General features: G+C 39.7%; 16 protein-coding genes. 7 read left to right on the top strand and 9 right to left on the bottom strand.

Features of this window, described 5'->3' with window-relative positions; all coding sequences use genetic code 11:
- Position 1: 1 nt before the first annotated feature.
- Positions 2-1,003 carry an isoaspartyl peptidase/L-asparaginase family protein gene (locus BBI00_RS01915; protein ID WP_065397183.1) on the bottom strand — a complete coding sequence of 334 codons (1,002 nt, stop codon included), beginning with the start codon at positions 1,001-1,003 and terminating at the stop codon, positions 2-4.
- Positions 1,004-1,048: 45 nt separating this feature from the next.
- Here BBI00_RS01915 and BBI00_RS01910 point away from each other — a divergent pair, with 45 nt between their 5' ends.
- The 4 genes from BBI00_RS01910 to BBI00_RS01895 all read left to right on the top strand — a co-directional run bounded on the left by BBI00_RS01910 (position 1,049) and on the right by BBI00_RS01895 (position 4,875).
- Positions 1,049-1,717 carry a Crp/Fnr family transcriptional regulator gene (locus tag BBI00_RS01910; RefSeq protein ID WP_065397182.1) on the top strand — a complete coding sequence of 223 codons (669 nt, stop codon included), beginning with the start codon at positions 1,049-1,051 and terminating at the stop codon, positions 1,715-1,717.
- 230 nt (positions 1,718-1,947) lie between these two features.
- Positions 1,948-2,310 (top strand): DUF3302 domain-containing protein, encoded by a 363-nt coding sequence (locus BBI00_RS01905; RefSeq protein WP_065397181.1) that lies wholly within the window; start codon positions 1,948-1,950, stop codon positions 2,308-2,310.
- Between the two features lie 5 nt (positions 2,311-2,315).
- Positions 2,316-3,473, top strand: coding sequence for an HlyD family secretion protein (locus BBI00_RS01900; RefSeq protein WP_065397180.1), 1,158 nt, complete (start codon positions 2,316-2,318; stop codon positions 3,471-3,473).
- 1 nt (position 3,474) lies between these two features.
- A complete protein-coding gene (locus tag BBI00_RS01895) occupies positions 3,475-4,875 on the top strand; it encodes a TolC family protein (protein WP_065397179.1) in 1,401 nt (466 codons plus the stop codon).
- Positions 4,876-4,964: 89 nt separating this feature from the next.
- On the opposite strand, the gene BBI00_RS01890 is transcribed toward BBI00_RS01895, so the two are convergent.
- Genes BBI00_RS01890 through BBI00_RS01880 form a run of 3 tightly spaced genes read right to left on the bottom strand, consistent with a single transcriptional unit; the run spans position 4,965 to position 7,466 of the window.
- Positions 4,965-5,453 carry a DUF6691 family protein gene (locus BBI00_RS01890; protein WP_065397178.1) on the bottom strand — a complete coding sequence of 163 codons (489 nt, stop codon included), beginning with the start codon at positions 5,451-5,453 and terminating at the stop codon, positions 4,965-4,967.
- A 25-nt stretch (positions 5,454-5,478) separates the two neighbouring features.
- On the bottom strand, positions 5,479-6,042 hold the full coding sequence (locus tag BBI00_RS01885; RefSeq protein WP_065397177.1) for a YeeE/YedE family protein: 564 nt from the start codon (positions 6,040-6,042) through the stop codon (positions 5,479-5,481).
- An 8-nt stretch (positions 6,043-6,050) separates the two neighbouring features.
- The gene (locus BBI00_RS01880; protein WP_065397176.1) at positions 6,051-7,466 is read right to left on the bottom strand and encodes an MBL fold metallo-hydrolase; all 1,416 of its coding nucleotides are present in this window, start codon (positions 7,464-7,466) and stop codon (positions 6,051-6,053) included.
- Between the two features lie 208 nt (positions 7,467-7,674).
- Here BBI00_RS01880 and BBI00_RS01875 point away from each other — a divergent pair, with 208 nt between their 5' ends.
- Complete coding sequence (locus BBI00_RS01875) at positions 7,675-8,694, top strand: serine hydrolase domain-containing protein (protein WP_065397175.1); 1,020 nt, start codon at positions 7,675-7,677, stop codon at positions 8,692-8,694.
- Positions 8,695-8,757: 63 nt separating this feature from the next.
- On the opposite strand, the gene BBI00_RS01870 is transcribed toward BBI00_RS01875, so the two are convergent.
- From BBI00_RS01870 to BBI00_RS01860, 3 genes are all read right to left on the bottom strand, one after another.
- Entirely contained in the window at positions 8,758-9,546 is a 789-nt protein-coding gene (locus BBI00_RS01870; RefSeq protein ID WP_065397174.1) for a sulfite exporter TauE/SafE family protein, read from the bottom strand.
- Between the two features lie 85 nt (positions 9,547-9,631).
- Complete coding sequence (locus BBI00_RS01865) at positions 9,632-10,270, bottom strand: Crp/Fnr family transcriptional regulator (RefSeq protein WP_065397173.1); 639 nt, start codon at positions 10,268-10,270, stop codon at positions 9,632-9,634.
- Positions 10,271-10,289: 19 nt separating this feature from the next.
- The gene (locus BBI00_RS01860; protein ID WP_065397172.1) at positions 10,290-12,539 is read right to left on the bottom strand and encodes a family 20 glycosylhydrolase; all 2,250 of its coding nucleotides are present in this window, start codon (positions 12,537-12,539) and stop codon (positions 10,290-10,292) included.
- Positions 12,540-12,853: 314 nt separating this feature from the next.
- Here BBI00_RS01860 and BBI00_RS01855 point away from each other — a divergent pair, with 314 nt between their 5' ends.
- A complete protein-coding gene (locus tag BBI00_RS01855) occupies positions 12,854-13,687 on the top strand; it encodes a DUF4197 domain-containing protein (RefSeq protein WP_065397171.1) in 834 nt (277 codons plus the stop codon).
- A gap of 698 nt (positions 13,688-14,385) precedes the next feature.
- Here the strand turns inward: BBI00_RS01855 and BBI00_RS01850 are convergent.
- Positions 14,386-15,039, bottom strand: a complete 654-nt coding sequence (locus tag BBI00_RS01850; RefSeq protein ID WP_065397170.1) for a CoA transferase subunit B — start codon at positions 15,037-15,039, stop codon at positions 14,386-14,388.
- 124 nt (positions 15,040-15,163) lie between these two features.
- On the opposite strand from BBI00_RS01850, the gene BBI00_RS01845 reads away from it, so the two are divergent.
- On the top strand, positions 15,164-16,966 hold the full coding sequence (locus tag BBI00_RS01845; protein WP_065397169.1) for an ABC transporter ATP-binding protein: 1,803 nt from the start codon (positions 15,164-15,166) through the stop codon (positions 16,964-16,966).
- A 55-nt stretch (positions 16,967-17,021) separates the two neighbouring features.
- Here BBI00_RS01845 and BBI00_RS01840 read toward each other — a convergent pair whose 3' ends face one another.
- Positions 17,022-17,723: a CoA transferase subunit A gene (locus BBI00_RS01840; RefSeq protein ID WP_065397168.1), complete on the bottom strand. Its 702-nt coding sequence runs from the start codon at positions 17,721-17,723 to the stop codon at positions 17,022-17,024.
- Positions 17,724-17,839 lie beyond the last annotated feature (116 nt).

The following is a 17,839-nucleotide window of genomic DNA, read 5'->3' as shown; positions in this document are numbered from 1 at the left end:
ATTATTTCAACGCAAATTCAGGTTTCTCAAGACGGTTTCCTTTCTGGTCGTAAACCGCAAAGTTGAACCCATCCTGAATACAGTAAGAACCGTATTCACCTTTTTTGTTGATGGCAATAAAGCCTACCTGAATGTCCTTCAGGTTTTTATTTCTTCTCTGATTGATCTTTACAATTCGGTCCACTGCTTCTTTACAGGCTTCCTGCGGATTTCTGCCCTGTCTCATCAGTTCAACAACCAGATGGGTGCCCACAGTTCTTATCACTTCTTCACCATGGCCGGTGGCCGTGGCCGCCCCTACTTCATTATCTACGAATAAACCGGCGCCAATAATAGGAGAATCTCCTACTCTTCCGTGCATCTTAAAGGCCATCCCGCTCGTTGTACAGGCACCTGAAAGATTTCCCTGGGCATCCAGAGCGATCATTCCGATGGTATCATGGTTTTCAATATTGGCGACAGGCTTATACTGACTGGTTTTCAGCCATTCTTTCCATTCTTTTTCTGATTCGGGAGTGAGAAGATTTTCTTTTTTAAAACCTTGTGAAAGGGCAAACTGTAAGGCACCATCTCCTACAAGCATTACGTGAGGGGTCTTTTCCATCACTGCTCTGGCAACGGAAATCGGGTTTTTGATATGTTCCAGACATGCTACCGAACCGATATTATAATTTTCGTCCATGATACAGGCATCCAGCGTTACTCTTCCGTCTCTGTCCGGCCGGCCTCCATACCCTACACTTCTTTCCTTAGGATCCAGTTCTACAAGACGCACTCCTTTTTCAACGGCATCCAAAGCTTTCCCTCCTTTTCCCAGGACAGTCCAGGCTTCTTCGTTGGCTTTAAGACCGAAATTCCAGGTAGAAAGTACAATCGGTTTACTGATTGCTTCAGCGGGTGTATTTTCCGGTAATCCGGCAGCCATCAGATCCAGCGGGTTTACGGCAAGTGCTGCTGTTGCAATTCCCAGCTTTTTTATAAAACTTCTTCGGTTATTGTTCATGGTATCTCAAATTATTAATCCCCAACAAATCTAAAAAAAACTTCTATGAAATCCTCAGACGAATCAAGGAATATCTGTTTGTTATTTTTATTTATCTTTACTGCTGTCATGGATTCTTTTAAAATATTCAGGAATATTCCTTTCTTTCTGGAGCTGTCTGATGAAGAAATTAATATCCTGGTCAGCATCAGTACTCCGAAGCTTCTTCGTAAAAAAGAGAAGCTGGCAGAGCCTGGTCAGTCTTTTAATCATTTATTCATTATGTCTCACGGGTTGCTGAGATTTTTCTTTGATGATGAAAACGGAATTGAAAGTAACCTTTTTCTTCCCTCAGAAAAGGAAGCTGTCATTATGGAAACTCCGGAATCCTATGCTGGTGAGACTGAAAGAAAATATACTATAGAAGCCGTTATTGAAAGCCAGCTTTTCCTGTTCAGTAAAAATGAATTTGAAGACATCGCTTTTCAGCACAAGGGCATTTATAATGTATACCTCAAGTCTCTGAAGATGATCATCACTATATCAAAGACACGCATTGAGCAGTTTTGTTCCACCTCTCCGCATTCACGCTATGAAGAGTTTCTGGAAACAAGACCATTTACTTCTCAAAATGCCAACAGAAAGTATATTGCCAATTTTCTGGGCATTACTCCTAACTCTCTTTCAAGGATGACAGCCCGCATTCATAAAAAAAGGAACGAAAGAAAAAAATAACTTAGGAATATTTTTTCTCACTTTATTCGATCTAATTTTGCTTCATCAAAATACGAACACACCATTCGTTTAAAAAAGCAAAATGAGAAAATATCACCTGAAAAACACAACCTTTATTGAGTAAGCTTTAATCTTCCTAAGATTCAAAGTAACCGGCTGCGTGTTTGTTGACCATCAGGTTACTGCCTTGTTTTACATCAAATATCATTTTTACCTTATACAATTTATTTATGCAAAGAATATCAATACTTCTCTGCCTGCTGTTATCATGCAATTTTGTTCAGGCATCAACAGGCCATTTGGAAGACAATATAGCTAATGCTGCATCATGGTTCATTTTACTTGTTTTACCCGTTGCAGGCATTTATCTTTTCTGGAAAGTTCATATTTATCCGGAAAAAGTAGCTGAGAAAAGGAACCACCCTCAGCTTAACGCCATAAAAAGTATGTGCCTCCTTTCCCTTGTTTTTGGAGGCCTTTTATGGCCGGTTGCCTTAATCTGGGCCAATTATAATTACGGTAATCAGAACGATCAGAAAAAAGACACAGACCCTACTGAAGAAGAAAAAGAATCTATAACCCCCGAAAATTAACACTTATGCTGGAATTACTCATCGCCATATATGCCGGAATATGCTGGCTTCTTATTAAAAAATTAAAACTGATCCCCTGGACATTTACGACACAGGTTGTGGTGTATTCACTGCCTATTTTCGGGTCTATAGCCCTTATATTAAGTTTAAATTATTACTGCCCCATTACTTCTGATGTCAAAGTAGGAAACAGAAGTGTGGATATTACCACCCAGGTTTTGGGAAAAGTAAAGAAAGTGTATGTAAGTACCAATCAGGAAGTAAAGAAAGGAGACACCTTATTTGTGCTGGACAGGGAGCCTTACCTGCAGGAAATCAAATCCCTGGAAGCTAAACTGAGCAGTATGAAAGCTACGGTAAGCTCCTACAATACGGATATTTCTGCTTCCCGGAAAAATATTGCCGGTTTACAGTCTCAGCTGGATCTTGCCCACAAAAGAACGGCACAATATAAGGAACTGGTAGAAGCCGGGGCAGCCAATAAGTTTGACCTTGAACAAGCGGAGACCAATGTCAGGGATCTTCAATCCCGGATCAGTGCAGCACAGGCACAACAGCAGTCTTTGGAAACGAAATCCAATGCCTCTTATGGTGGTGAGAATTCATCAGTTTCCGAGATTCAGGCGAAACTGGACCAGGCAAAATGGAATTTATCCCAAACAGTGATTCTTGCCCCTACAGATGGTATTATTCCCAATGTACAGCTGAATGAAGGTGCTATTATGGCTCCTTTTAAATCGGCCTTTGTTCTGATCCAGAAGCAGCAGTCTGTTGTCGGTTTTTTTGCTCAGAATGAACTGGAAACGGTAAAAAAAGGAGATGAAGTAGAGCTTGCCCTTAAAACAGAACCTGGAAAAGTAGTAAAAGCCAGACTTGAATACGTAATTGATGCTACCAGCCAGGGAATTATGAATAATGCAGGAGGAATGCTTGGAGGAAACGGATCTGTAGCCGGACTTCCCGACACGGCCAGACAATTACCGGAAACAGACGGGAAACTTATTGCCAAGTTTGTACTGGAAGATGATCAGAAACAGCTGACCGTAGGAGCAAGAGGTACTGCCGTGATTTATTCGGATCACCTCAAACCTTTACATCTCATCCGAAAAGTAATGGTACGCATTAACAGTAAAATCAATTACCTGATCCCTAAACTTCATTAAAATGTACAGAAAGTTAATTTTACTTGGGATGATTTCCGTTGGCTTAAGCTCATGTATAGGATACAAAGAACCTACCAAAGAAAGTATGGATCAGCTCAAAGAAAAAAGCGAAATCGCCGCCCATATTGAAATCCCGGATGACTGGATTTTTGACAGAAAGGCTCATTCAAGATCACTTTCGTATGATTGGATTACCGAACTTAAGACTCCTCAGCTGGAAGGTTTACTGAAAGAAGGCATGCTGTATAATGCAGATCTCATCATTGCCAAAGAGAAGCTTAATCAGATCGAACTGGCTATGGAAATTGCGGGAAGCAATCTTTACCCAAGTGTAAGTGCTGTTGCCAATACCTCCAATAATCTGGTAAGTGATGCCCAAATCCGGCGTCTCGCCCTGAAAGCCAGCTGGGAAATTGACCTGTGGGGTAAAAATAAATCTTCACAAATGGCAGCCACCAGCAGTTACTTTTCTGCCAGGCATCAGAATACACTGCTGCACCAGTCTGTTGCAGGAATGATCGCTAAGGCATATTTCCTGAATATTGCAGGAAATATTCAGGAGGATATGATTCAAAGTTATATTCAGAAATCCAGAGAACTGGAAAAGCTCTATATCATTCAGAAAAAAGTGGGAACGGCCAACGCTTTGGACATCTCCAATATATCAGCTGAAATCATTTCCCTTGAAGGATATCTGGAAAAGGTAAAAAATGCCAACGCCCAATCCAGAAGATCACTGGAGCTTCTTACCGGAAAATACCCGGAAGGGAAACTGGCTACACAGAATTTCTTTACTCCTGTAAAAAATGATATTCCCGGATCTTTCCCGCTTCAGCTTCTGGAAAACAGATCTGATATACAAGCCGGCCAGTTTCAGATAGAAAAAGCTTTTTATGAAGTACAGGAGGCCAAAGCAGCCAGACTTCCGTCTCTGAGTATAAGTTCTTCTTTGGGAACTGCCGGGAGTAATGTGGAGTCTGTCAATTCACTGTTTTCAAATCCTTTATTAAAGGTGGGCAGCGGACTGGTTTCCCCGATCTTCAACAACGGAAAACTAAAAAAGAATGTAGAAATAAAGAATGCTCAACAAAAACAGATTGTTGAAGAGTATTCAAAAGCGGTTCTGAATGCTTTGAACGAGGTTGAATCATCCTTAGCCAACCTCCATTCTATCGAAAAACAGCTTACCTACAATGTCAGTGCAGTGAATGGACTTAAAAACAATATCAGTCTGACTCAAAAGCAGATCAAGGTAGGAACCAACAGCAGCTTTGTACTCATCCGGAAGCAAAGGGACCTGCTTAAAAATGAAATGAACCTCATCAATCTGGAACTTCAGTACAGGATAGAACGTATCAACCTGTATCTGGCGCTGGGAGCCGGGAACTTCATTTATTCATAATTTTATACTGCGAAAGCCTGCGGATCATTTCCACAGGCTTTTTTTGATCAACCCGTCAAATCTTCGGTATTCAGAATGATTTTAATACTTTAATGAGGTAATTTATCTCTGAAATAACCATAAACCCATGTTCCGGCGATAGCACTCAAAAGGGTAACAGATACGGCTAAAGCTCCTGTTCCGATCTGGGCGAAAAGCGGTCCCGGACAGGCTCCCGTAATGGCCCACCCAAAACCGAAGATGAGTCCGCCATAAACCTGGCCTTTACTGAATTTTTTAGAAGCTATTGTGATGGGTTCACCATGGATGGTTTTGATATTGAATTTCCTGATCAGCCCTACAGAGATCATCCCTACCAAAACTGCGCTTCCGATAATTCCGTACATATGGAAAGACTGTAAACGGAACATTTCCTGTATTCTGAACCAGCTGATCACCTCTGCCTTTACGAAGATAATTCCAAATACAATTCCCGCAGCAAGATATTTCAGATTGTGATACCATTTATAGTCATGCCCTTCCCCTTTGATACGGTTTGTATCACAGGAAAGGCTGTTATTTTCTCTTTCTTTGATCATGATTTAAATCTTTTTAAAATGAAGTTTACAGGGAAAGTATTACAGGCAGAATAAGATTCGCCATTAAAAATCCTCCTATCATAAAGCAGATGGTTGCTACCAGAGATGGCCACTGCAAATTGGAAAGTCCCATAATGGCATGGCCGCTGGTGCATCCGCCGGCATATCTTGTTCCGAAGCCTACCAGAAATCCCCCTATGACCATCATGATAAATCCTCTCAGCGTCAACAGACTTTCAAAATTCATCAGCTGTACCGGTACCAGATTGCTGTAATCTGTAATTCCGTATCCGGCCAGCTCGGCTTTCAGATCAGGATTCACTTTGATATCTGAAGGATTGAGCAGGAAACCGGCAGCAATCATTCCGCCCAGAAAAATTCCAAGGACGAAAAACAGATTCCAGGCTTCTTTTTTCCAGTCATATCTGAAAAAATTCACATTTGCCGGTACACAGGCTGCACAGATGTGCCTTAATGAGGAGCTGATCCCAAAGGATCTGTTTCCCATCAACAGTAAAGCAGGCACGGTAAGTCCTATCAAAGGGCCAGCAATATACCATGGCCACGGTTCTTTTATAATCTCCCACATATTTTTATCTATTTATTTAAAATTTTCGTCTGACACACAAAATCACTTTTAGGAACTGATGTAGAAGCAATGGCTTTAAAACCTCCTTCAATTTCGGTAAAATTTCTGTAACCTCGCGCCTGAAGAATACTTGCTGCCATGGTGCTTCTGTAACCGCTTCCGCAATGCATATAAAAATGTTCCTGCGGCTGTAGCTCATGAATCCATTCATTAATATACGCCAAAGGTTTGTTGTAGGCTTCATGAATATGCTCTGCAATGTATTCGCTTTCCCGTCTTATATCTATGATCTTTACTTCTTTACCACTGATTTCCTTTTCAAACTGACCGGCAGAAATACGGCTGACCGAATCTGTTTCTTTCCCTGCTTTTACCCATGCTTCAAAACCTCCTTTCAGAAATCCCAACACATGATCAAATCCTACCCTGCTCAAACGGGTTACCGCTTCTTCCTCGTCTCCTTTTTCTGTCACCAGAACAATAGGCTGGCTGACATCAGCAATTAACGCACCTACCCAAGGGGCAAAATCACCGTCTAATCCTATATTCACAGACTGCGGAATAAAACCTTTGGCAAAGGTACGGTTGTTTCTTACATCCAGAATCAAAGCTCCTGATGCTTCCGCTATTTCTTCAAACTGTTCCGGAACAAGGGTATGTAACCCCTGTGAAAGCACTTCATCAAAGCTGTGATATCCTTTTTTATTCATCATCACATTCATTCCGAAGTAAGCAGGTGGCGGCAAAAGCCCGTCCGTAACTTCTTTTATGAAGCTCTCTTTATCTTTTTGGTTTAGGGCATAATTGGTTTTCTTCTGGTTTCCCAATGTATCTACTGTTTCTTTCTGCATATTTTTACCACAGGCAGAACCGGCTCCATGAGCGGGATATACGGTAATATCATCATGCAAAGGCAGGATTTTATGATGTAGACTTTCATAAAGCAACCCTGCAAGTTCTTCCTGAGTCATCTGAGCTCCTTTCTGGGCAAGATCCGGACGTCCCACATCACCAAGGAATAAAGTGTCCCCACTGAAAAGGGCTGTTTCCGCTCCATTTTCATCAATCAGAAGGTAACAGGTACTTTCGAGCGTATGTCCTGGTGTATGAAGGACCTTAATTTTAATATCGCCTACTTTAAACAACTGACCGTCTGCTGCAATGATGGCTTCAAATTCGGGATTTGCTGTAGGCCCGTAAACTATCGGAGCATGGGTTTTTCTGCTTAAATCAAGATGCCCGCTGACAAAATCTGCATGAAAATGGGTTTCAAAAATGTATTTCAGCTGTACGTTTTCTTCTTCCAGTCTCTCAATATAAGGCTGGGTTTCCCGCAACGGATCAATGATTGCCGCTTCGCCGGCTGAAGTGATGTAATAAGCTCCCTGCGCAAGACATCCTGTATAAATCTGTTCTATTTTCATTTTACTTTTTTTATTTGAAATGGTTTAACTTTTTGCTGTTCTAAACAATTTTCCTGTTATCTGTTACAAATCTCCTCCTTTATTTTTTCCTCTACAGCTACTTTTGTTACATAAAGATTGGAGAAGATTAAAAAATTGCAATATCAGCCGATTCTTGATGTAACTTTCAGCCTATCTACCTGACTTATTGAATATAAAATCTAAAATCATGGTCAGATTACTATTTACTTCCAGCCTTATTCTGTTAAGTCTATTCTCCTGCAAGAAATCGGAGGCAGGTATTGTCATTGATTATTATAATAAAGGAAAATTTAACGGAACTGTTCTTATTGTAAAGGAAGGTAAAGTAGTCTGTGATACAGCATTGGGTTACAAAAATTTTGAAAAGAAGACCGTTTTAACGGAAAACACACCCTTTTGCATTGCATCTATCAGCAAGCCTTTTACTGCTGTAGGAATTATGCTTCTACAGCAGGAACATCTGTTGTCATATGACGACAAAGCAAGCCTCTATGTTCCTGATCTTCCTGCCTATGCACAAAATATCAGTATCCGGCAGCTACTTACCCATACATCCGGTCTGGCAGATTATGAAAACATATTGATCCTGAAGTCTAAGATTACCAATGATGATGTGCTGAACTTCCTGAAAAAGCAGCCCGGATTAAAATTCCCTTCCGGAAGTAAGTTTGAGTATAGCAATAGCGGGTATATCGTACTGGGAAGAATTATAGAGACTCTATCAGGACAATCATACCGCAGATTCATGCAAAACAGAATTTTTAATCCTTTGAAAATGGAACATTCCTTTGTTTATGATTCCGAAACTATTCCACACTCTTACAGGGCTAAAGGTTATGACGCCAATAAAAAGCCTGATGATTATGATCTTCTGACAACAGGTGATGGCAGCATCTATTCTACCCCATGGGATCTTTACAAGTTTGATCAGGCATTAAGGAAACATCTGCTGTTGAATGAAGAGAATTCTAAAATCATGTATGAACTGCCCGTTTTAAAAGACGGAAAACGGAGTGAGTATGCTTTTGGTTGGTATGTCTCTGAGAATACAACCATGCATACAGGCGGAGTAGATGGCTTCAGGAGTGTCATGTGGCGGGATATGAAAAATAACAGCTGTATTATTGCACTGACCAGTCAGGGAAATAGCTTTCCGGTATATCAATTTCTGGATGCTGAGAAAAAAGCGATGAAAGAAAATAAATAACCTTTTTATCAGTATCAAAAGAATAAATATCCATTATATATTATGAAGTGCACACACTGTAATTTAAAACAGATGGCGGACTTCTTTCCCAATAATATAAATTCCCATTATCAGAATAAACCATCCAAATACAGGTTTCAGTTTCTTACCATCTATTTTCTTTGATAAATGGGTGCCTATCATTATTCCGGCAACGGCGATAGCGGCAATGGAGATCAGTATCTTCCAATCCGTTTTTTCCGTTTCTGCGGAAGCTATGAAACCAATAAGAGAATTAAAGGAAATAATCACCAAAGAAGTTCCGACCGCTGTTTTCATAGGAATTTTTAAGAGGTTGACCAACGCCGGAATGATCATAAAACCTCCTCCAGCACCCACGAGCCCTGTTAAAACCCCTACTATTGAACCCTGTCCCATTGCCAGCAAAGTATTTTCTTCATCAGGAATACCCACCTTTACTGTATTTCTGATCATTTTATAAGAAGCCAGGATCATCAGGCCTGCAAAAACCAGTAGCAGGAAAATGTTTTTGGTGAATGTAAGGCCCTTTACACTCATGAGTACATCGGGGATGAGAGGCAGCAGATACATTCTGGTCAGGAAAATTGAAATAATGGAAGGAAGTCCGAAGAGGAGAGCCATTTTAAGATTGACTAATCCTTTTTTAAAATAAGACACAGAACCGACAAGACTGCTGATCCCTACGATAAAAAGTGAATATTCCGTGGCAATCAATGCATCAAATCCAAATAAATAAACCAGTACGGGAACTGTAAGTATACTTCCCCCACCTCCGATTAAACCGAGAGAGATCCCTATTAAAACCGATGCTGCATAGCCTAAGATTTCCATTTTTTATCATTTAAACAATGATGCAAAAATGGGATTGTCCGGGAAGATCTACAGCTACTTTTGTTACAGAACGGATATTTTTTAATTACTTATCTGAGGTCTTCAGAAGGGCTATCTTATTTCTGCCAAGTTTTACTTTTCCATCTTCTTCAAGCTGTTTGAGTAGTCTGGACACCACCACTCTGGCTGTTCCCAGCTCATTGGCAAGCTGTTCATGGGTAGTATGGATCGTATCTGAATGCGTAAGTTCTGATTTTTTATGAAGAAGGTTCAGGAGCCTTTCGTCTACTTTTTTGAAGGCAATGGCATTGATGATATCCAGCAATTCTTCAAACCGCTTATGGTAAAGTCTGAAAATATAATCCAGCCATTCCGGATGTTCTTTGATGAACAGGGAGACTTTATCTACCGGTAAAAAAAGGATTTCGGCATCTTCTTCTACTTCGGCTTTTACGATACTTTTTTCATTGTGCATCCCACCCAGAAAAGACATGATGCAGCTCTCCCCGGCTTTGATATAATACAGCAGGATCTCTCTGCCATCTTCTTCAGTTCTGATCACTTTGATCATCCCCTTCATTACAATAGGAATGGAACGGATAGAGGCATTTTCATCCAAAATGAGATCTCCTTCCCTATAATTTTTCGTTATCCCGTTCCGGTACAGCTTTTCCACAAGGTCCGGTGAAGATGAAAATTCTGAAGAAAGTATGGTATCCTGCATGTTGTATAATTCTGTAGGGCTAATTTACGCCAATTTCATCTACAAACAGCCATGCTTTTGAATCTGCCCCCGGATTTCCTGCCGGAATGATGCCTGCATTTTCAATAAAAACTTTAAGATATTTTGCATTCTGAGTTCCTACATTCAACCTGATCTTTCCTTTGGCATTCAGAATCTCTTCTTTTCCGATCTCTCTGATCAGTGTAAAGTTTTTCTGATCGTCAGAAACAAAGATTTTAGCTGATTTCGCAAGATGGATCCAGCTTCCTTTATTCTCCAGGGTATTGAAATAAACTTCAGAAAACCCTGTTTTTTGCCCAAAATCTATTGTCGCTGTAACGTCTTTTCCCTGGAATCCTAACCATGTTTTTCCCAATTGTCTCGGATTGCCTATAATCCCGTCAATAAGGGTAAATGCACCGCCGAAAGAATAGTTTTCACTTGGCTGCTGCTCCAGCGTAATTTTTTTCCCTGTAGTTTTTGAAACTGTAAATTCCTGTGCAGATACAGCACTTTTCAGCTGCCCGTCCTCAAAATAAGCAGATTTCACCGTTAAAGAATTCGGAACAGATACGGGATTTCTATACGTCTGAGAATCTATTGTAGGATCTGTTCCATCCAGCGTGTATCGTATTCCGTTTGAGTTTTGTGAGGTAGAAAGTTCATAAGCAATACCATTACCGGCAGGAATTACTTTTCCCGAGATATTATAGATGCTTTTTGCATAGTTTACCTTCATTTTATCCAGGACTTTGAACTGGCTGATCACCCTGCTTTCAAATTCTTTATAATTTTTAGGATCCGATGTTCCCCAACCTACTTCGGAAAGTGCCATCAGCCTTGGAAAGATCATATATTGCACCTGTTTAAAATCTAAAATATATTCAGTCCACAGATTAGCCTGAACCCCCATGATGTATTGGGCCTGTTCTGCATTCAGCTCGGAAGGTACAGGATTATAGGAATATACTTTATCCAGCGGTGTGAAGCCACCGAAAGCATTCGGTTCTGACTGTGGATCCCCCTGATAGTGATCAAAATAGCAATACGCTCCCGGCGTCATTACTGCAAAATGTTTTGATTTTGCCGCTTCAATACCTCCGTTTACCCCGGTCCAGCTCATGACAGCAGCATTCGGTGCCAGCCCTCCTTCCAGGATTTCATCCCAACCAATGATTTTCCGGCCTTTACTGTTGACAAATTTTTCAATCCTTTGAATAAAATAGCTCTGTAAGCCATGCTCATCTTTCAGGTTATTCTTTTTGATCAGTTCCTGGCAATGTGCGCATTCTTTCCATCTGGTTTTCGGGCATTCATCACCTCCGATGTGGATATACTGAGACGGGAACAGCTGAATCACTTCATTCAGAACATTTTCCAGAAATGCAAATGTCTCGTCTTTCGGACAGAAAACATCATCAAAAACACCCCATTTTGTAGCCGGTTCAAAAGGTCCTTTTGTACAGGCAAGTTCAGGATAAGCTGATAGCGCAGCCAATGCATGGCCCGGCATTTCTATTTCCGGAACCACTGTAATATGTCTTTCCTGCGCATATTTTACCACTTCTTTTATTTGTTCCTGCGTATAAAAATACGGTCCGTAAGGCTTTCCGTCAAAAGTATTGTCAACATAAGCCCCGATCATGGATTCTTTACGTTTTGCACCGATCTGTGTAAGTTTCGGATATTTTTTAATTTCAATTCTCCATCCCTGATCATCCGTGAGATGCCAGTGAAAAGTATTCAGCTTATACATGGCCAGATAATCAATATACTGCTTCACCTCATCCACGGTGAAAAAGTGACGGCAGACATCCAGGTGCATCCCGCGCCAAGCAAATTTTGGCTGATCTTCAATTTTTAAAGCCGGAATCTTCTTTTCCGTTTTATAATTTTCGAACAACTGGCTCAGCGTCTGAAGTGCCAGGAAATACCCCTGCTTTGTATACGACTGAATATGAATCTGCTTTGGAGAAACTTCAAGTATATAAAACTCTTCTTTTCCTGACTGAACTTTTGGCAGCTGTGAATAGATCAGTTGGGCTTCGGCTTTCTTTGATACCTTAAACCGGATCTCTGAGTTTAATCGTTTTTTAAAATATTCCGTTTCATTTTCAGGCAGATCACCGCTTAGCATCAATACATTGGGAATGGAAAAACTTCCGTTGTTTATCTTTACATTTTGAGGATAAGGGATTACATTCAGTTTATTCTGAGCAAAAATTAGTGTGGAAAGTAACATGAAAAATGCTAAAAAGGTCCGTGTCATCAGATAAGGTTAAGGTTTTAGCTAAGATACTTATTTTTCAAAACTCTTTGAGGCTTTTAAAATATAAAGTCGTAAAGGCTTTTAAATTCTTATTTTTTAAAGGGTGCATTATATAAAACTGCAGCAATAAACTGATATTCTATATTACTGCATGGAAGCTGAGAAAAGTACCATTCCGAATAAAATTCAATGTGATGAAAATTCTTCTCGAATTAATTCTATATCTATTTTAAATAAAACTAAAAACTATGGTTTGTTTTTTGATAAGTTTAGACCATTTAAAAAAATAACGTTTAAATTTGTAAAAAAATACGATGAAAAAAAGCATTTTTCTTGCAGCCGGATTATTCTTCTCAATCTCTACACAAGCACAACTTCTGGATATCATCAAATCTACTGTTAAAGATAAAACAGGTGTAGATCTGAATGTTCCTGTGAAAAATAACGGAACAGCCACTTCTACTACAACAAATACAGGCATCAGCACTCCAAAAACCACCAATAATTCATCTTCCAATACTGTCAATCTCGGAAATCTTACTTCAACACAAATTTCTTCAGGACTAAAAGAAGCCCTGAATATCGGTGTAACAGATGGTGTAAAAAAACTGGCAGTTACCGATGGTTTTTTCAGAAATGAAGCGGTAAAGATCCTGATGCCGGAAAAGTTAAGAAAAATTGATACTACGTTGAGATCTATCGGTATGGGAAGCCTTGCTGATGAAGGGGTAAAGCTTTTGAACAGAGCCGCTGAAGATGCCGTAACGGAAGCAGCTCCTATTTTCACCAAAGCGATCACTTCCATGACCATTACCGATGCCAAAAATATTTTACTGAGCAGCGATAATGCAGCCACCAACTATCTTCAGACTAAGACGCAAAGCCAGTTATTCAGTGCTTTTCAGCCTAAAGTAAAAGCTTCCTTAGGTAAGGTTGGTGCGGATGCCGTTTGGAAAAACCTGATTTCAAAATACAATACGTTCACCGGCCAGTCTGTAACAACCGATCTGAATGAATATGTAACGACTGAAACCATCAATGGTGTTTTTAAAATGGTAGCTGATAAAGAAAGCGGAATCAGAAATACTCCTGCCATGAGGACTACGAGTATCCTGCAGAAGGTTTTCGGGGCTCAGGATAATAAATAATACTCAGATTGTTAAAATATAAAGCTGTTTCGTTATGAAGCAGCTTTTTTGTTTAACCTCAATTTCTTTTGTCTCGAAACAAAAGAAGCAAAAATTCAAGACCGGGATCTCTCCGCTAAAAACAATTCCTGTTCTCTAAAGAAAATCAAAGATTTTCAAATACTTATGTGTACTTCTTATGCAGGAAATTTATAACTTAAAAATAACTAAAGTGTTTAAAAAACTTTTGTGACTTTTGTGGTTTAAAAGATAATTTATAAACTTTTGTTTGACCTTTTTCTTTTGTCTTGAAACAAAAGAAACAAAAATTCAAGACCGGGATCTCTCCCCTAAAAATAATTCCTGTTCTCTAAAAATTCTAAACTTGTGCGAATTCTATGTAAGTTAATCGATTCTGAATGAGTCTCGCACTTCGGACAATAGAATTTTCTTAACGTTCACAGGATTTATTTTCTTAACGCTACGATCTCCTATGTCGATTGATGTCATAATCAGAAGTATTTTTCAACGTAGTAAAGAAGTCTACAGAAGAAGAAAATCGTAGGTTTTCAAAAAGCTTATGTGAACTTCTTATGCAGGAAGCTTGTAACTTAAAAATAACTAAAGTGTTTAAAAACTTTTGTGACTTTGTGGTTTCCCAAGTAATTTATAAAGCATAAAAAAACCTTGCCAGTGACAAGGTTCATGTTTTATAAAGATTAGAACTGCATTTCAGGAATTTCTCCTTCAATAATCAGATCTGCTTCTGTAGCTTTAATGATGTCTTCTACTGAAACTCCAGGCGCTCTTTCCAACAGTTTGAATCCTGCAGGGGTCACATCCAGAACGGCTAATTCAGTAACTACTTTTTTTACACAGTTTACTCCGGTTAGCGGAAGTGTGCATTTTTTTAAGATTTTGCTTTCTCCTGCTTTGTTTACGTGCATCATCGCTACGATAATATTTTCAGCAGAAGCCACCAAATCCATGGCGCCTCCCATTCCTTTTACCATTTTCCCCGGAATTTTCCAGTTGGCAATATCTCCGTTCTCTGAAACTTCCATCGCTCCAAGGATGGTAAGGTCTACTTTCTGGCCACGGATCATCCCGAAACTGAAAGCAGAATCGAAGAACGAACCTCCGTCTAAGATGGTAATGGTCTGTTTTCCGGCATTGATGACATCAGCATCTTCTTCTCCTTCGAAAGGGAAAGGTCCCATCCCCAGAACTCCATTTTCACTCTGGAATTCTACGGAAATACCTTCCGGAACATAGTTGGCAACCAAAGTAGGAATCCCAATTCCCAGGTTTACATAATAACGATCTTTCAGTTCTTTTGAAATTCTTTTGGCAATTTGTTCTTTTGTAAGCATAATAAAAACTTAGACTGCAATTTAATTATTTTAAACTGAATACAAAAGGGCTTTGTTGTGTTCAACAATTAACACTGTTAGTTAAAATAATATCTGTAATTTTGTTCCATTATTTTTTAATAGAATGAAAATACTTTTTAGATATCTAAAACCTTATCAGTGGCTGATTATCATTTCTTTATTTCTGGCTACTGTTAATCAGGTTTTCTCGTTATTTGCCCCTGCTATTACCGGAAATATTCTTGATCAGCTGGTGACGCATCCTAATTTTTTTGATAAAGAAAAGTTATTACCCAGAAGTCTGAATGAATATCTGTATGGAAGTCCGGTTTATCACGGTGCTTTTTATTTTTTAGGACTGCTTATCGGGACTGCTATGGTAAGCAGGATTGCCAAGGCATTTCAGGATTATGTGGTAAGTGTGATTACCCAGAAGTTTGGAGCCAAAATATTTACAGACGGTTTAAAACACTCTATGGCTCTGCCTTATCAGGAATTTGAGGATCAGAGAAGTGGTGAAACTTTATCGATTTTAACGAAAGTAAGAGAAGATACTGTGAAATTCATTACCAATTTCATCAATATTTTCTTTGGAATTTTAGTCAGTATTATTTTCGTTTCAGTCTATGCAATCCGTTTACACTGGTCAATCATGCCTGTTTATATCTGTGGTATTTTCCTGATTGCCTTTGTTACCAATTTATTGAGCAAGAGGATAAAAAGCATCCAGAAGAATATTGTTACCGAAACTACAGCCTTAGCCGGAAGCACAACAGAAAGCTTGAGAAATATTGAAATTGTTAAAAGTTTAGGATTAACCCATCAGGAAGTGATCCGTCTGAATAACAATACGTATAAAATTCTTGGGCTTGAACTCAGAAAGGTAAAAAGCATCCGTTCTTTAAGTTTCATACAGGGAACAATGGTGAATTTTCTTCAGCAGATGATTACCCTGACTTTACTGTATTTAATTTTTAAAAATATTGTAACTCCGGGTCAATACCTGTCTCTTATGTTTTATGGCTTCTTTATTTTCGGGCCAATGCAGGAAATCGGGAATATCATCATTTCTTACCGTGAAGCTGAAGCCTCTCTATTTAATTTTGACCGCCTGATGAAAAAAGAAGTGGAAGAAAAGCCTCTTCATCCGAAGAAGATCGGGGCCATTGAGGAACTGGAGTTTAAAAATGTGGCTTTCAAGCATCAGTCTGCACAGTATAAAGCCCTGAACTCTATCTCTTTTGATGTTAAAAATGGAGAAACCATCGCTTTTGTGGGGCCAAGCGGCTCCGGGAAAAGTACATTGGTAAAACTGCTGGTGGGACTTTACAGACCTCAGGAAGGAAATATATTTTATAACGGCATCAATGGAAAGGAGTTTGATTTTGATGAACTGAGAAACCAGATCGGTTTCGTTACCCAGGATACCCAGCTTTTTGCAGGAACAATCAAGGAAAATCTTCTTTTTGTAAATCCTGATGCAACGGATCAGGAACTTGCCATTGCTTTACAGAAATCGAGCTGTATGGCATTACTGGAAAGGGCTGAAAAGGGAATAGAAACCGTCATTGGGGAAGGTGGGCTGAAGCTGAGCGGTGGTGAAAAGCAGAGAATTGCCATTGCAAGGGCGCTTTTAAGAAGACCTCATTTATTGATCTTTGACGAGGCCACTTCAGCGCTGGACAGCATCACTGAAGAGGAAATCACTTCTACGATCAAAGACATTTCGAAGGAAAGAGAGCAGATCACCGTTCTCATTGCCCACCGATTAAGCACCATCATGCATGCTGACAAAATCTATGTACTGGAACGCGGACAGGTTATAGAAACCGGATCCCATGAAAGGCTCATTGCTGAAAAAGGATTATATTACGCCATGTGGCGGCAACAGATCGGGGAAAGAAAAACACTTACTCCCCAGTCCTAAAAAAACAAAAGCGCTGAATGTTTCTTCAGCGCTTTTTTATGGTTATGGTTTGAGCTTATTCCTTAGTTCTTACCGTTCTCTGCTCAATTCTCTTTTCAAATTTTTCTCCCTGGAAGATCCTCTGAATCATGATCCCCGGAATGTGGATCTGGTTCGGGTCCAGTTCTCCCGGCTCTACCAATTCTTCTACCTCGGCAATGGTAATCTTCCCAGCACCAGCCATAGGATGGTTGAAGTTTCTTGCTGATCCTTTAAAGATAAGGTTTCCTGCATGATCTCCTTTCCATGCTTTTACGATAGAAAAGTCTGCTTCATAGGCATGCTCCAGGATATGAGGTTTTCCTTTGAATTCTTTCACCTCCTTCCCTTCTGCTACCTCGGTTCCATAGCCTGCCGGAGTATAAAAAGCAGGAATACCCGCCTGAGCCGCTCTGCACTTTTCAGCCAGAGTACCCTGTGGAGTAAGCTCTACTTCCAGTTCTCCTGAAAGCATCTGTCTTTCAAACTCAGCATTTTCACCCACATAGGAAGAGATCATTTTTTTGATCTGTCTTTTGTGAAGCAATAATCCCAATCCGAAATCATCTACTCCTGCATTGTTTGAAATACAGGTAAGGTCTTTCACATCACTTTCTACCAGTGCATTAATTGAGTTTTCAGGAATTCCGCAAAGTCCAAAACCGCCAAGCATCAGCGTCATCCCATCTTTAATTCCTTCGATGGCTTCCTTTGCATTTTTTACTCTTTTATCTATCATGAAATATTAGATTTTTCTGTTGGCTAAATTTAATAAAATTTTCCCGGATATCCGGTGAACGGAACTGATGTGAATTTTTCCCTTTTTGAATGCTATTTTTTAACGATTTAAATGCA

It is taken from the genome of Chryseobacterium arthrosphaerae (assembly GCF_001684965.1).
GTDB lineage: Bacteria > Bacteroidota > Bacteroidia > Flavobacteriales > Weeksellaceae > Chryseobacterium > Chryseobacterium arthrosphaerae.
This window is presented reverse-complemented; position numbering and strand designations above follow the sequence as displayed.